This is a genomic window from Burkholderia latens (assembly GCF_902499045.1).
Taxonomy (GTDB): Bacteria; Pseudomonadota; Gammaproteobacteria; order Burkholderiales; family Burkholderiaceae; genus Burkholderia; species Burkholderia latens.
On record NZ_CABVPL010000004.1, the window covers coordinates 227308 to 241536 of the forward strand.

Below are 14229 nucleotides of genomic sequence, written 5' to 3' on the forward strand. Positions count from 1 at the left end.
CCAAATCGTTGCGTCCATGGAGACGAATTTATGAGTACGTCAGTTCAGGCGCCAGCCTGGCAGCAGGCCATTTTCGAGGTGCTAAAGGAAGGTGGCGTCAAACAGGTCGCCTATGTGCCGGATGCGGGCCATTCGCATGTGATCCGGAGCGTGATTGCCGACCCGGACATCGAGGACGTGGTGTTGACCACGGAAGAGGAAGGTGTGGCCGTCACCAGCGGCGCGTGGCTCGGCGGTCAGCGCGCCGTCCTGCTGATGCAGAGCAGTGGCGTCGGCAACTGCGTGAACATGTTTTCGCTGCTGCAAAGCTGCCGCTTTCCGTTCTTCACGCTAGTCACGATGCGCGGCGAGTACGCCGAATTCAATCCGTGGCAGGGACCGATGGGCAAGCAGACGCAGGCGGCGCTCGAACTGATGGGTATCACCGTGCTGCGTGCGGACGACCCCGATCAGGTGGGCGAAATCGTCAGCGCGGGGTTTGATGCCGCCTTCGAAGCGGGTGAACAGGTCGCGGTACTGCTGTCGCAAAGCCTTATCGGCCGCAAGAAATGGGAGAGAAAGTAATGTCCAAGCCATCTAACGCTGTCGATCGCCGCCAGTTCGTTGCGAGCCTGCTCGAGTCCGTGCCCGAAGCGCTCGTCGTGACGGGACTCGGTTCGGCCTCGTACGATGTGTTCGCCGCGGGCGATCATGACAGGAATTTCTATCTCTGGGGTGCCATGGGGGGCGCCGCGTCGCTGGGTCTCGGTCTTGCACTGGCGCAGCCCGACAAGCCTGTCGTGGTCGTGACGGGCGATGGCGAGCAGCTGATGGGTATCGGCAGCCTCGGGACGGTCGGCGTGAAGCAGCCGAAGAACCTGACCATCGTGGTTCTCGATAACGGCCATTTCGGCGAGACGGGGATGCAGCGCAGCCACACGAGTCTTGGCACGGACCTCGTCGCGGTCGCAAAAGGATTCGGCATTCAGGACGCGTTTGTCGTCGATCGCCTCGATGGCGTCGCGGCTGTGGTCGAGCGCGTACGCGCAAAGAACGGTACCACGCTCGCGCAGGTTTTCATCGCTGCAAACGAACCGCCGCGCGCGCTTCCTCCGCGCGACGGGGTCTTCGTCAAGAACCGCTTCCGCGCATCACTCGGTTACGCACCGTTCTGACATCGCGTATCTCAGGCAAACAGGCGTGGGTTGCACGTGCTCATCGCGTGGCGTTGCGCGCTTGCCTGACATCGCAGGTCGATATGCCTGAAACACTGGGAAGAGAATCTGATGGAACGCTATCGTCACTACATCGACGCAGAGCGCTGCGAACCGGCTTCCGGTGAGTGGTTCGAAAGTGAAAGCCCGTTTACCGGGCAGCCGTGGGCGGAGGTCGCTCGCGGCAACGCCGCCGACGTCGACCGGGCGGTCAACGCCGCTCACCGCGCGTTCACCTCGGGAAACTGGCCTGCGCTCGGCGCGAGCGCGCGGGGCCTGCTGCTGCACCGGCTAGGCGATCGGCTGGCCGAAGAGGCTGCGCGGCTGGCCGGGATCGAGGTGCGCGACAACGGCAAGCTGTACTCCGAAATGCACGCGCAGCTCAACTACCTGCCGCAGTGGTTCTACTACTACGGCGGTCTTGCGGACAAGGTGCAGGGGAGCGTCATCCCTCTCGACAAGTGACCCTAGCCCACAAAACTGTCCCATTTGGAAGTGGAAAATGCCGGCATGACGTTGTCATCGAGACCAGGAGGTCATGCCGTGAAGAAGAGCAAGTTCACCGAGGAACAGATCGCCTACGCGTTGAAGCAGGCCGAGCTGGGCACGCCGGTCGCGGAGGTGTGCCGCAAGATGGGGATCAGCGACGCGACGTTCTACAATTGGCGGACGAAATACGGCGGGCTGTCGCCCTCGGAACTGCGCCGGCTGAAGCAGCTTGAGGAGGAGAACGCGAAGCTCAAGCGGCTCGTAGCCGATCTGTCGCTGGACAAGGCCATGCTGCAGGATGTGCTGTCAAAAAAACTCTGAAGCCTTCTCGGCGCCGTGAGCTTGTCACGGACTTGATGCAGCGTTTCGGCGCAAGCCAGCGGCAGACCTGCGCGTTGTTGCAGCTGTCCCGCACGGTCTACCGCTACGAGTCGGTCGCGCGGGATCAAAGCGCCCTGGAAATGCGCATCAAGGAGATCACGGAAGTGCGAGTGCATTACGGTGCGCCTCGCGTGTACGTGATGCTTCGCCGGGAAGGCTGGAGAGACAACCACAAGAGAGTAGAACGCGTGTATCGCGAACTGGGTCTTTCGCTGCGCCACAAGCGACCCCGACGAAACAAGTCGGCTCGGCGACGACAGCCAAAGCAGTCGGTAAGCGCAATCAACGAAATCTGGAGTATGGACTTCGTCGCTGACGCGCTGTTTGATGGTCGGCGCTTGCGCACGCTCACGATCGTGGACAACTACACGCGAGAATGCCTGGCGATTGAAGTCGACGGCTCGTTGCGGGGCGAGCACGTTGTCGCCGCGCTGACTCGGCTCGCGCATCATCGTCCGCTTCCCCGCTATATCAAGGCAGACAATGGCAGCGAGTTCATTTCGAAGGCGCTCGACAAATGGGCGTACGAGAATGGCGTGGAGATTGACTTCTCGCGTCCTGGCAAGCCGACCGACAATGCGAAGAATGAATCCTTCAACGGACGCTTTCGGGAGGAGTGCCTCAACGCACACTGGTTCTTGTCGCTTGAAGACGCCAGACGCAAAATCGAAGTCTGGCGCGAGTACTATAACGAGGCGCGCCCTCACTCTGCGCTGCAGTGGATGACACCGGCGGAATTCGCCCGCCAGTGCACCGATCGGGCCGGTTCGGCCCACCCCGAAGAGCCGGAATTTTCCAACTAAGACTGGGACGGAAATTGGGCTAGCCTCAAGAGCCGGAATTTTCCAACTAAGACTGGGACGGAAATTGGGCTAGCCTCATACGATAGCTCGAAGCGCGTCGCGCTGTTGTGCGACAGCGGCTGCGCTGGCGCGCACGAGGAGGAGGTCGCGCTGGCCGACACGCTCGGCGCGGCAAGGAGCATGTCGAATGGAACAATCTGTTCGATGTCGGTATGACGGGCCTGATCGGCTTCAGCTCCGGCTATCATGCGCTGAAATCCTGCGACACGCTGGTGATGCTCGGCACCTATTTCCCGTATCGCAAGCGGGCCGGAGGTGAAATAGCGGTTGCGTTCGGTAGATGGTAAGCGGCCAGCCAACCCGTCTTGACGAGCGAGTTTAGGTGGCGGCCGAGAGTGGCTGCCAGCGATGCGGCAGCAGCGCGTCGATGTCGTTGGCCTTGTGGGTCGGCAAGCGCGTCAGCACGTCCTTCAGATAGGCGAGTGGTTCGAGCCCGTTCAGTTGTGCCGAGCGGATCAAGCTCATGATGGCGGCCGCGCGCTGACCCGCACGCAGTGATCCGGCGAACAACCAATTGGACCGGCCGACTGCCCACGGACGGATCTGGTTTTCGACCCAGTTGTTGTCGATCGGAACATTCCCGTCATCGAGATAGCGCGTGAGTGCGCCCCATCGTTTCAGGCTGTAGTCCAACGCCTTCGCAATCGCCGAGCCCTCCGCAACGAGTTTGCGCTGCGCCATCAGCCACTCATAGAGGGCGTCGCACACCGGCTTGGCCCGACGCTGTCGAAGCCGCTGCCGTTCGTCGGCATCCAGTGCTGCGGCCTCGCGTTCGATGTCGTAGAGCGCGGTAAAGAACGGCAGGGCCTGCCCCGCAACCTGGCTGCTGTGGTTGGCATGCAATTCAAAGAACTTGCGTCGGGCATGGGCCGCGCATCCGATCTCGGTGATGCCGTGCTGGAACGAGGCTTTGTACCCGCTGTAGTCGTCGCATACCAGCTTGCCGTGCCAGCCCTTCAGGAACGTGCGAGCGTGCGCGCCGGCGCGGCTCTCGGCGAAGTCGTAGACCACCGCGCGCAGTTCGCTGAACTGAGTCGACGTATACGCCCACAGGTATGCCCGGTGCGTTTTGCCCTTGCCGGGACTGAGCATTTGCACCGGCGTCTCGTCGGCGTGCAACACCGCCTGTTGCAGGATGGCCTGGCCGAGTGCGTCGACCAACGGCTGCAATTGCACGCCACACCGGCCCACCCAGGCACCCAGCGTGGATCTCGGGATGGCCAGTCCCGCACGACCAAAGATCTGTTCCTGGCGATACAGGGGCAAGTGGTCGCCGTACTTGGCGACCAGCACCTGCGCGAGCAACCCGGCGGTGGGCATGCCCTTGTCGATCACATGCGGTGGAACCGGCGCTTGGATCAGCGTCTCGCACGTCTTGCACACCCACTTGCCGCGGATGTGCCGTTCCACCGTAAACACGCCCGGCGTGTAGTCCAGCTTCTCGCTCACGTCCTCGCCGATCCGTATGCGTTCGCAACCGCACTGGCACGTTGTGCTGTCCGGTTCGTGATGGACGTCGGTGCGTGGCAGTTGCGGCGGCAGCGGTGCCCGTTTCGGCTGCTCGCGTTGCCGTTCAGCTCGCGTCGGCTCGAGTTGCTCGAGCTCCATCTCGATGGCAACCAAGTCGCCATCGATCGCCTCGTCGAGCAGGTTCATCTGCTCGCTGTTGAGCTGTTCGCTGCGCCGGCCGAACTGCTGGCGCTTGAGGATCGAGACCTCGTGGGTGAGTTGATCGATACGGGTCTGCCGGAAGCGTAGCTCGCGGTCTCGTTCACTCGCTTCCCGCTCCTTCTCCTTGACCTCGGCAATCAGTTGCGCGGCAAGGGCGCGCAACTGTTCCGGGTTGAGTGCGTCGAGGTCCGCGGGGTTCATGCAGGCCAGTCTGCCAGAACCCTGCCGACGGAGGAAGCGCGACTGTTTACCTCCCCGCCGGATTTAGACGACGCGGATCACGCCATCCTCGCCGATGCGTTGCCAGGGCAAGCCCAGCACCAGGCCGGCCAGTTGTTCGTGCGTCAAGACACGCTGCTGCGGTTCGCTGCCGATGTGCGGCCACGCGAACTGCCCTTGATTCAGGCGTCGCGCGGCCAGCCAGATGCCGATCCCGTCGTGAATCAGGACCTTCATGCGGTTGGCGCGCCGATTGGCGAACAGATAGGCATGGTGTGGGCGCGCAGCGCCGAACACCTTGACCACACGCGCCAGGGCCGTGTCGAAACCGGCCCGCATGTCCAGTGGATCGACCGCCAGCCAGATCTCGTCGACACGGATCACCGCAGCCACTCGCGCAGCCAGACGGCACACTGGGTTGCCTCGGATACCGGCCAACTCACCGTGATCGACTGATCTCCTCGGCGCATCTCAATGCGGATCTCCGGCGAATGCGGACTCGACGCTCCCAATGCCACCGGCACAAAGGCTGGCAGCGACGGTGGCGTGGCCGGCGGACGGCCCAGCGGTCTCTTGGGAAGTCGGCCTTCCGCCTGATCGATCCAGCGCCGCAGCAGATTCGCGTTGAGCCTGTGTTCCAGAGCGACCGCCGCAACCGATACGCCGATTCCCTGGCAGGCCGCTACCACCTGCGCCTTGAACTCCTCGCTATAGCGTTGCCGACGACGACGCTCCGGGAGTGATTCCGATTCGAAAGTGTTCACGTGTCCGCTTATTCGTTAAGTGGACACGATACTCCCAAGCGCCTCGACCAAACTCAAGACGGGTTAGCTGGCCGCTTACGGTAGATGCGAACCTGGTTGTATTGGGGATAGCACTCTCAGAATATTGGATGAGGCTGCAATTTCGTGCCATCCGTGATCCGGCTATAACGAAATGGACTCAAATCGATAGAAGAACGGTTGCCGAGTACCAGCGCCGCGATCGCGCTCCCGGCTCCTGGACCGACGCCAAACCCGTGACCACTGAATCCGGATGCGACGACAAGACCCGGTACGGAGTCAACCGCCGAAATCACGGGTACCGCATCTGGCATTGAGTCGATCACACCGCCCCAAGTCCTTTCAATAGTGAGATGCGCCAACGCGGGGTAGGCCCTCTTGACTTCCTCAAGCGCGCTGTTAAGTAATGCGAGATCCGGAGCAGGATCTAGCACGCGCTTGGATTCAAACGGCGATATGCTTTTTGACATGTACGCGTGTTCCATCCTCCACTGCCTCCAGAATTCTGTCGAGAGGCGCAGCTTGACTGCCTTTCTTCTCAACAGATACGTCGGAAAGAATCTGAAGGCGTTGCGAATCATCGATGGAGTGATATCGACCGTTCCTCGTCCGCTTTTCGCCACGACGAGTCCTGAATCTTCTCCGCTGCGTACCGAGACAGCAGGCATTGCAAGGCAGCTGTCGATGGAAACGTCCGTGGCCCGTGTCTTTGCAACCGATGCGTTCACGTAAGCCTGGGGGAATGAAACGCCAAGCTTACGTAGAAAGAGCGCCGTCCATGCACCCGCAGCGACAACGACGGAAGTGCATCCAATGAAGCCTTTTTCGGTTTGAACGCCGCTGATGCGGCCGTTCGTTCTTTCAACGTCTCTTACTGCACATGACTCGACCACTGTTGCACCGAGTTCTCTCGCTGCCTGAGCCAAAAAAGGCGCAACCCGAGAAGGCTCTGCACGACCGTCGGAGTCCGTCGTAAGGCCCGCGATCCATTTAATGCTCGAGTTACCCGGCGCCACACGTTGCGCTTCTTCTGCGCTGAGCATTCTGCTGGCGATTCCTTTCGGGCGCGCTTCTTTCATCCATTCGACCCAAGTAGCGGCTTCGGCCTCGCTGTCCGTGAGGAACGTTACGCCACACTGTTTGAATCCGATATCTTTTCGGAGCTTCTCCGAAAGGCTGGGCCATATCTGCAAACTCAGGCGGGCCAGTTCGAGCTCCTTGGGATCACGACCTTGTTGTCGGCACCAGCCCCAGTTTCTACTGGACTGTTCTGCGCCGATCAATCCTTTTTCCAGCAGGACGACCTTTACGCCACGTGATGCGAGCTCCCAGGCTGCACTTGCGCCGATGATGCCAGCACCAATTATGACAACGTCAGCTTTCACCGGAAGCGGGTCGTTGGCGTGAATTCGCTCGAGCGGTTGTCTGATTGTTGGCGTTGGTTTGGCGATCATGGGAAAAATCCTCGTTTAATAGATACAGGCCGATGCGATGCATGAACGGCATACAGCCTTTTCTCCATTACCTGCTTCCAGCACTCAGTCTTTGGTTACCCAAATTTTGCGGGTCGTCTCGATGACCCGCCATGTTCCCTCGAAGCCTGGCTTCATCACAAAGGTATCGCCCGCTTTCACAACGATGGGTGCTTGCCCATCTTCGGTGATTTCAGAAACACCGGAGAGGATGACGCAAAGTTCCCAGGTCGACCCTTTGATCGAGCGATAGGCACCGGGCGTAACTTCCCAAACGCCCGTGCGGACATCGCCGGTATTCGCCTGGTCGATATCCCATGTTGAGAATACTTGCGAGCCTTCGATTGCGCGCTCAGGAAGAGGAGCCCCGATGCGAGGCGTGCCGAGATTTTCAAAGTCGAAGCGGATGAATGACGACATATCAGTAGATCAGGAGGTCAACGATTGCAGGATGGCAATGCGGGAAGTTTATGAGCGTCAATTTTCCGGACGACAGCGAAAACGGAGGTTCAATCACTCAAAAGCTGCGTTTTCTGTGATATCACGCAGGATCTCTGCTTGATATCGGGATTCCGGTAGGCGTTTCGCACGCTTAGCCGACGCTGGTCAGCATAGGCATGGAACAGCGCACCAGATACTGCGAGAGCCGGCTATCTGTGACCCTTATATTCAGTTGGCTGCATCGTTCCGAGTTGAGTCGGCATCCACGCTGATGCCTGACATGCCACACACCCGCACCTCGCCCTGCTCGCGAACGGGGGACAGGGCACAAGCCTGAGTTGCCCGCTCCTTGGCTGCGCGTCGAAAAACATCGATTTGCTCGATAAATTTGCAGAAAAACTGCGCCAAGAATTCATTCAACGTTTCTTTTCGAAAATATTGCGTGAATAAAATTTTCACGTCGAAACGAAACGAGGTGAATCGTGGTTGCAAATCTTGCGTGTGCAGCGCTTGACTGCACTGAGGTACATCGGCTTTTTGCGTGCTCGGCCCTAGGAATCGAGTTGCTGCCGACAGAACCCGATGCAAGACACAGCCTGCCTTCGGACGAGGCGGAGCTGGTTCGAGACCCCGCTACGGGTAAATGTCTGGCCCGGGTCACTTATCACGGTCAAGACGCGATGCGTGCAGCGATCGATGAGGCTGATCGTGCGTTTACCGCTTGGCGGAGTCGTCTGGCGGAGGAGCGCCGCACGTTGCTGCGCGCATGGGCGGAGGCCATTCGTCGCGAGAGTCGGGTATTGGCGCAGGTCCTTAGCGCGGAGCAGGGAAAACCGCTAGCCGAAGCTGTAGGCGAGATTGCCTACGGTGTCGCATTCATCGATTGGTTTGCAGACGAGGCGATCCGGATCTGCGGTCAATCGATGACGGCCCATAAGCCGTCGAGCCTTGGATGGGTTTCGAAGCAGCCAGTCGGCATCACGGTCGCGATCACGCCGTGGAATTTCCCAATGGCGATGATTGCGCGCAAGGCGGCAGCGGCATTGGCGGCCGGTTGCCCGGTCATCGTCAAACCCGCACCGGAAACGCCGCTGTCTGCCTTTGCGCTCTACGCGCTGGCCAAAGACGCTGGCTTTCCCGATGGTGTTTTTCAAGTTCTCCACGGCGACGGTGAGCAATTTGCCGATGTCATCTCGGCGGACTGCCGCGTGCGCGCAGTGAGCTTCACCGGTTCGACTGCGATCGGAAAAAAGCTTTATGCGCAGTCCGGCGCAACAGTGAAAAAGATTTCGATGGAACTGGGCGGACATGCGCCGGCCATCGTTTTCGACGACGTCGATCTCGATGCCGCCGTCGATAGCTGCATGTCAGCCAAATTCGCAACGTCGGGTCAGGACTGTCTCGCGGCAAATCGCATCTATGTCCAACGTGGCATCTACGACGCATTCTGCGACCGGTTCGCGAGGCGAGTCAGTGCATTAAAGGTAGGCCCGGGTCTTTCTCCCGACACCGATATCGGCCCCATGACCAAGCAGACTGTCGCGGACAAGTGCAGGTCGCATATCGATGACGCGGTTCATCAGGGGGCGCGTGTTCTGGCAGGAGGCAGTTCGGGCATCTGCGGCAAGTTTGTCACGCCCACTGCCTTGTGCGATGTCTCCGACGACATGCTGATTGCGCGCGAAGAGACGTTTGGACCCGTTGCGGCCATCCTGCCGTTCAACGATGAGGCGGAAGTCGTCCGGCGCGCGAATGCGTCGGAAATGGGCCTCGCCGCATATGTCTTTACTGCCGACCTGAACCGCGCGCTTCGTTGTTCTTCAGCGCTGGAGTACGGAATGGTCGCCGTGAATACGGCTTCGTTCACTGGGCCGCCCGTCCCCTTCGGTGGATGGAAAGAATCTGGCCTTGGCCGTGAAGGCTCTACGTTTGGGATCGATGAATTCCTCGAGCCGAAATACGTTTGCTTTGGTGATCTCGCACGTGTCTGAAGTGGCCGGCTGCCGACAGTAAAGCTTTGATAGACCCATTACGAAAGGACTATTGTGGAAAATATCGATCAGATTGCTGAGATGGATCGACGCTCAGTGCTGCACCCGTTCACCTATCTCAAGGACTACGCGACGGGTGCGAGTGATCCGGTTATCGTCGAGACGGGGAATGGTGTGCGCATCAAGGACGCAACTGGTCGCGAGTATATCGACGGCTTTGCTGGGCTTTATTGCGTCAACATCGGATACGGACGAACCGAAGTGGCGGAGGCCATCGCACGTCAGGCGTATAAGCTCGCGTACTACCATAGCTATGCGTCGCATACGACGGAGCAACTGGCGAAGCTTTCGGACCGTCTCGTGAAGATGGCTCCAGGGAAGATGTCGAAGGTGTTCTATGGACTGTCTGGATCGGATGCCAACGAAACACAGGCAAAACTCGTGTGGTACTACAACAATCTACGCGGCCGGCCGACGAAGAAGAAAATCATCGCTCGCGAACGGGGATATCACGGTTGTTCGGTCGTATCGGGGTCGATGACCGGATTGAGTTTCTATCATGACCACATGGATCTTCCCACTTCGCGCATCCTTCACACGGGTGTTCCGCACCATTACTGGGGGGCGGAGCAGGGGGAAAGCGAGGCGGCCTTCGTGGCACGCCGGGCCGCCGAACTGGAGGCGATGATTCTGCGTGAAGACCCGGAAACGGTGGGTGCATTCATCGGCGAGCCCGTGCTTGGCACGGGGGGCATCATACCTGCCCCCGATGGCTATTGGCCGGCTATTCAGGCAGTGCTGAAGAAGTACGACGTGCTCTTGATTGCAGACGAAGTCGTCACCGGTTTTGGGCGCACCGGACAAATGTTCGGTTCGACGCTTTATGGCATCGAGCCGGATCTGATCACGGTGGCAAAAGGGCTAACTTCAGCCTATGCCCCGTTGTCGGCGAGCATTGTGAGCGAGAAGGTGTATGCAGTCATGGAAGGTGCGACGTCGAGCGTTGGCAGCTTCTCGCATGGCTACACCTATTCGGGCCATCCAATCAGCGTGGCTGCCGCAAACGCTGTTCTCGACATTGTCGAGGCCGAAAACATTCCCGCGAAGGCGGCATCCAACGGCGCCTACATGCTCGATCGCTTCAAGGATCGATTTGGCGATTTGCCGTTCGTGGGCGAAGTGCGAGGCGTCGGTATGCTGGCCGCGATCGAGTTCGTTTCTGATCCAGAAAAGAAGCTGCGTTTCGATCCGGCCTTGAAAGTCGGTGCACGCATTTCGCAGGCAGCGCGCGATCGCGGACTGATTGCGCGCGCAATGCCTCACGGCGATATTCTCGGTTTTGCGCCGCCGCTGACGATGACCCGAAGCGAAATCGACGAGATGGTCGACATCACCGGGAGGGCTATCGATCAAGTCACGCGCGAGCTGAGCAAATCAAGCTGACTTTGATAAGTCGCGGGATCAGATTGGAAATTTACCTGACCCAGGATTCGTTCCATCAACGTGACCTTGAACATGACAGCCACTCCTATTCTCGAAATCCACGATCTGAAAAAACGCTTCGCAGCAGATCTGGTTCTGAACGGTATCAATCTAAAGGTGAAGCAGGGCGAAGTCATTTCTCTGATCGGATCGTCTGGGTCGGGTAAAAGCACACTGCTTCGCTGCATCAATTTTCTCGAGATGCCGACTTCCGGATCGATTAGTTTGCGCGGCCAGACCGTCAAGATGGAGGCCGACCGTAAAGGCGTTTTCAGATCGGTCAATTCAGCGGCGATTCCCGAGTTCAGGAAACAGATCGGTATGGTCTTCCAGAACTTCAATCTCTGGCCACATCGAACCGTGATTCAGAACGTGACCGAAGCGCTGAGATTTGTCAAAAAAATGAGCTGCGGCGAAGCGGAGGTGATTGCCATGGAAATGTTGGCAAAGGTCGGGATGGCAGAAAAGCGCAACGCCTACCCATCCCAGCTTTCGGGCGGGCAACAGCAGCGCGTCGCCATCGCTCGATCCTTGGCAATGAAGCCGGGTGTCGTGCTCTTCGACGAACCGACTTCCGCTCTCGATCCGGAACTGGTGGGCGAGGTCCTCAAGGTCATTCGCAAGCTTGCGGATGAAGGCAATACGATTCTGCTGGTCACCCATGAAATGCGCTTTGCCCGTGAAGTATCGTCCCGAGTGATTTTTCTGCATCAGGGGAAGATTGAGGAAGACGATACGCCGGAGGCGATCTTCACCTCTGCAAAATCTGGTCGAGTGCGTAATTTTTTGTCGCAACACTAGCCGCTAATCTGATTGGCCTGGTGAATATTAAAACGTTGATCACTGTTTGGAGAAAACTGTATGAAATGGTCTTTTCTCTCGCTCCTTATGGGCGCCGCAGTATTGGTCTCGACTTATGCCCCTGCTCAGGCAGCTACCTTGTCAGTCGGGACAGAGGGCGACGCACCTCCCTTCAGCATGGCTGATGCCAGTGGTAACGTAACCGGTTATGACGCCGACGTCGCGAGTGCGATCTGCACTGAATTGAAAATGCAGTGCAAATTCGTTGTCCAGTCCTTCAATACGCTGATTCCCTCGCTTTCGGCGGGTGAATTCGACGTGGTCATCTCAGGGTTGGGAATAACGGACGCGCGCAAGAAGCAGATCGACTTTTCGATTCCCTATGCGGGCGTCACGAAGTACTTCGCGGTCAAAAAGGGTTCGCCCCTCCTGCAGGCAACGTCGCTCGACGCGATAGGAAAAGCGCTCGACGGAAAATCCGTGGGCGTCGTCAATGGCACGACCTACGCGAAGTATGTGGCTAAACACTTCGCCAATGCCGACATCAAATCCTACGACTCGGTGAATCAGATGGTAAGCGACCTGAAAAGCGGCAGGCTCTATGCAGCGTTCAGTGATTCCCCGACGTGGGCCGACGTGATGAAGACTCCGAGCGGCGCGGCGATTACGCGTGTCCCTGTTGCTGTCAGGCAGAAAGAAGATCCTGAAATTCTCGGCACGGGGATGGGTGTTGGAATCCGGAAGGGCAATGCTGAGTTCAAGAAGCGCGTGGACACTGCGCTGTGCACGTTGATCAAGGATGGCACGATGAAGAAAATCAGCATCAAATGGTTTCAGGAAGATTACACGATCCCGTGTGCGCCTTGACGTTTAAAGCAAACCGGACTCGCGGGTGTGATCTATTGGTTCCGCCTGCATACGATCAATAAAAGTTTGGACGTGACCCGCCGCGATGCTGATCGAAACCCTAAAGTTGCTGACTCAACAAGGCTGGCTGACATCGATTCTCAAGGGCAGTATTGTCACCATCCTTCTTGGACTACTGGGCATGCTGATCGGCATCGCCATAGCGGTACCACTCGCAATTGCCCGATGGCGAAGGATTCCGATTCTGTCTCCTGGGGTCGATGCTTTCACTGGAGTGATTCGCAGCATTCCAGGGCTACTGGTAATTTATTTACTGTTTTTCGGTTCGGTTGAAACAGTAGATCGAATTGGCGCCTTTTTTGGCTTTCGAGACGAATTGCGTTCAGCCTACAGCTTTATCATGGGAACACTGTCGATTGCTGCGATTTCAGCCGCCTATTCGATCGAGGTACTGCGAGGAGCGCTGCAGGCAATTGCACCCGGGGCTATCGAGGCAGCGCGAGCGCTCGGCTTTTCTCGCCTGACGACCTATCGGCGTGTGATCGCACCACTCATGTTCCGTTATGCACTGAGCGGCCTGAACAATGTTTGGCAGATGACCATAAAGGACACGTCTCTGGTTTCTGTCGTGGGTTTGCAGGAGCTCATGCGGATCTCGGCGATTGCAGCGGGTATTACGCACAGTCCGCTCTTGTTTTACATGATCGCCGGCTTTGTTTTCCTGTTCATTACCTGGACGAGCCAACGAGCGTTCGCTTTTCTCGAGCGAAGCCTGAACCGTGGATTTGTAGGAGGTAGGTGATGGATGAACTGATTGCCATGTCCTTGCCCTTGCTGTTTCAGGGAGCAAAGGTCACCTTGATGATTGGCCTGGCTGGCGTCGTTGCCGGCTTTCCCCTCGGGGTGCTGCTTGCGCTTTTGCGGATCGGTCCTCGGCGCATGCTTGCGGCATTGGGCGACGCATACAGCGCATTTTTTCGCGGCACGCCGATGCTCGTCCAGATCTTTATCATCTACTATGGCTTCGGTCAGGTGCAGTTCGTGCAAGATACGACTGTCCTGTGGTGGCTATTCGGTGACAGCCTGCACTGCGCGATGATGACAGTGCTTCTGAATACCGTGGCATATACCTCGGAGATTTTCCGCGGTGCATTTCTCGCGGTGCCCAAGGGGGCAATGGAAGCCGCCCTCGCATCCGGCATGTCGCCTGGCACTGTCTTGCGTCGGATCATGTATCCGCTTGCGCTACGCCAGGCGCTTCCGGCATACGGCAATGAGGTGGCCATTGTGATCAAGGAGTCCAGTCTGGCGTCGACCATTACAGTACTGGAAATCACGGGGCAGGCGAAACGCCTGATGAGCGAGACCTTCGCCATTATCGAAATCTTCGCGATAGCCTCGGCGTTGTACCTGCTGATTAATTTTTTCGCGCTGCTTGCGGTACGACTTGTCGAGCGACAGCTTTCAAACAGCGATGCAACGGCGCACCGACCCGCAATAATTTGAGCGCGAAGTCAGTTCGCGACGTGGCGTGGCAGGCGCCTCAGCAATCTGGAACGCTGGGGAGCGCTTCGCCA

Annotated in this window: 16 protein-coding genes and 1 pseudogene; 11 read left to right on the forward strand and 6 right to left on the reverse strand. The window is 58.4% G+C overall.

Going from position 1 to position 14229, the window contains the following annotated elements:
- The first annotated feature begins 30 nt into the window (after positions 1 to 30).
- From BSE24067_RS04955 to BSE24067_RS04975, 5 genes and pseudogenes are all read left to right on the forward strand, one after another.
- Positions 31 to 564: a thiamine pyrophosphate-binding protein gene (locus BSE24067_RS04955; RefSeq protein WP_151062541.1), complete on the forward strand. Its 534-nt coding sequence runs from the start codon at positions 31 to 33 to the stop codon at positions 562 to 564.
- Positions 564 to 1154, forward strand: coding sequence for a thiamine pyrophosphate-dependent enzyme (locus BSE24067_RS04960; protein ID WP_151062542.1), 591 nt, complete (start codon positions 564 to 566; stop codon positions 1152 to 1154). The genes BSE24067_RS04955 and BSE24067_RS04960 overlap by 1 nt, the downstream gene beginning before the upstream one ends.
- Positions 1155 to 1265: 111 nt before the next feature.
- Positions 1266 to 1658: an aldehyde dehydrogenase family protein gene (locus BSE24067_RS04965; RefSeq protein WP_151062543.1), complete on the forward strand. Its 393-nt coding sequence runs from the start codon at positions 1266 to 1268 to the stop codon at positions 1656 to 1658.
- A 78-nt stretch (positions 1659 to 1736) separates the two neighbouring features.
- Positions 1737 to 2866 (forward strand): IS3 family transposase gene (locus tag BSE24067_RS04970; RefSeq protein WP_151062544.1). Its coding sequence is split into 2 segments (ribosomal slippage): positions 1737 to 1998 and positions 1998 to 2866, totalling 1131 coding nucleotides; the frame shifts between segments, so codons are not numbered across the junction.
- Positions 2867 to 2938: 72 nt separating this feature from the next.
- Positions 2939 to 3168 (forward strand): annotated as a pseudogene (locus BSE24067_RS04975) (ubiquinone-dependent pyruvate dehydrogenase); the annotation flags it as partial.
- 76 nt (positions 3169 to 3244) lie between these two features.
- Here BSE24067_RS04975 and BSE24067_RS04980 read toward each other — a convergent pair.
- The 6 genes from BSE24067_RS04980 to BSE24067_RS05005 all read right to left on the reverse strand — a co-directional run bounded on the left by BSE24067_RS04980 (position 3245) and on the right by BSE24067_RS05005 (position 7970).
- The gene (locus tag BSE24067_RS04980) at positions 3245 to 4798 is read right to left on the reverse strand and encodes an IS66-like element ISBcen19 family transposase (protein ID WP_012337402.1); all 1554 of its coding nucleotides are present in this window, start codon (positions 4796 to 4798) and stop codon (positions 3245 to 3247) included.
- Between the two features lie 63 nt (positions 4799 to 4861).
- Positions 4862 to 5209, reverse strand: coding sequence for an IS66 family insertion sequence element accessory protein TnpB (gene tnpB, locus BSE24067_RS04985; protein WP_151062545.1), 348 nt, complete (start codon positions 5207 to 5209; stop codon positions 4862 to 4864).
- Positions 5197 to 5580, reverse strand: a complete 384-nt coding sequence (gene tnpA / locus BSE24067_RS04990; RefSeq protein WP_012337400.1) for an IS66-like element accessory protein TnpA — start codon at positions 5578 to 5580, stop codon at positions 5197 to 5199. The genes tnpB and tnpA overlap by 13 nt, the downstream gene beginning before the upstream one ends.
- Positions 5581 to 5696: 116 nt before the next feature.
- The gene (locus BSE24067_RS04995; RefSeq protein WP_151062547.1) at positions 5697 to 7052 is read right to left on the reverse strand and encodes an NAD(P)/FAD-dependent oxidoreductase; all 1356 of its coding nucleotides are present in this window, start codon (positions 7050 to 7052) and stop codon (positions 5697 to 5699) included.
- An 84-nt stretch (positions 7053 to 7136) separates the two neighbouring features.
- Entirely contained in the window at positions 7137 to 7490 is a 354-nt protein-coding gene (locus BSE24067_RS05000) for a cupin domain-containing protein (protein WP_151062548.1), read from the reverse strand.
- Positions 7491 to 7739: 249 nt separating this feature from the next.
- Entirely contained in the window at positions 7740 to 7970 is a 231-nt protein-coding gene (locus tag BSE24067_RS05005; RefSeq protein ID WP_151062549.1) for a hypothetical protein, read from the reverse strand.
- A 104-nt stretch (positions 7971 to 8074) separates the two neighbouring features.
- On the opposite strand from BSE24067_RS05005, the gene BSE24067_RS05010 reads away from it, so the two are divergent.
- The 6 genes from BSE24067_RS05010 (at position 8075) to BSE24067_RS05035 (ending at position 14158) form a co-directional block, all read left to right on the forward strand.
- Entirely contained in the window at positions 8075 to 9502 is a 1428-nt protein-coding gene (locus tag BSE24067_RS05010; protein WP_208455057.1) for an NAD-dependent succinate-semialdehyde dehydrogenase, read from the forward strand.
- A 54-nt stretch (positions 9503 to 9556) separates the two neighbouring features.
- Complete coding sequence (locus BSE24067_RS05015) at positions 9557 to 10945, forward strand: aminotransferase (RefSeq protein WP_151062550.1); 1389 nt, start codon at positions 9557 to 9559, stop codon at positions 10943 to 10945.
- Positions 10946 to 11011: 66 nt separating this feature from the next.
- The gene (locus tag BSE24067_RS05020; protein WP_428839506.1) at positions 11012 to 11785 is read left to right on the forward strand and encodes an amino acid ABC transporter ATP-binding protein; all 774 of its coding nucleotides are present in this window, start codon (positions 11012 to 11014) and stop codon (positions 11783 to 11785) included.
- Between the two features lie 60 nt (positions 11786 to 11845).
- Entirely contained in the window at positions 11846 to 12652 is an 807-nt protein-coding gene (locus BSE24067_RS05025; RefSeq protein WP_151062552.1) for a transporter substrate-binding domain-containing protein, read from the forward strand.
- An 85-nt stretch (positions 12653 to 12737) separates the two neighbouring features.
- Entirely contained in the window at positions 12738 to 13454 is a 717-nt protein-coding gene (locus BSE24067_RS05030) for an ABC transporter permease subunit (protein WP_151062553.1), read from the forward strand.
- Positions 13454 to 14158 (forward strand): ABC transporter permease, encoded by a 705-nt coding sequence (locus BSE24067_RS05035; RefSeq protein WP_151062554.1) that lies wholly within the window; start codon positions 13454 to 13456, stop codon positions 14156 to 14158. Before BSE24067_RS05030 ends, BSE24067_RS05035 begins: the two co-directional genes overlap by 1 nt.
- Positions 14159 to 14229: the final 71 nt, after the last annotated feature.

What these genes read in the sequence shown, in the direction of transcription:
- BSE24067_RS04995 (WP_151062547.1), bottom strand. Translation starts at nt 7,052, where the DNA reads ATGATCGCCAAACCAACGCCAACAATCAGACAACCGCTCGAGCGAATT.
- BSE24067_RS04965 (WP_151062543.1), top strand. Translation starts at nt 1,266, where the DNA reads ATGGAACGCTATCGTCACTACATCGACGCAGAGCGCTGCGAACCGGCT.
- BSE24067_RS05000 (WP_151062548.1), bottom strand. Translation starts at nt 7,490, where the DNA reads ATGTCGTCATTCATCCGCTTCGACTTTGAAAATCTCGGCACGCCTCGC.
- BSE24067_RS04955 (WP_151062541.1), top strand. Translation starts at nt 31, where the DNA reads ATGAGTACGTCAGTTCAGGCGCCAGCCTGGCAGCAGGCCATTTTCGAG.
- BSE24067_RS04980 (WP_012337402.1), bottom strand. Translation starts at nt 4,798, where the DNA reads ATGAACCCCGCGGACCTCGACGCACTCAACCCGGAACAGTTGCGCGCC.
- BSE24067_RS05025 (WP_151062552.1), top strand. Translation starts at nt 11,846, where the DNA reads ATGAAATGGTCTTTTCTCTCGCTCCTTATGGGCGCCGCAGTATTGGTC.
- BSE24067_RS05030 (WP_151062553.1), top strand. Translation starts at nt 12,738, where the DNA reads ATGCTGATCGAAACCCTAAAGTTGCTGACTCAACAAGGCTGGCTGACA.
- BSE24067_RS05035 (WP_151062554.1), top strand. Translation starts at nt 13,454, where the DNA reads ATGGATGAACTGATTGCCATGTCCTTGCCCTTGCTGTTTCAGGGAGCA.
- BSE24067_RS04960 (WP_151062542.1), top strand. Translation starts at nt 564, where the DNA reads ATGTCCAAGCCATCTAACGCTGTCGATCGCCGCCAGTTCGTTGCGAGC.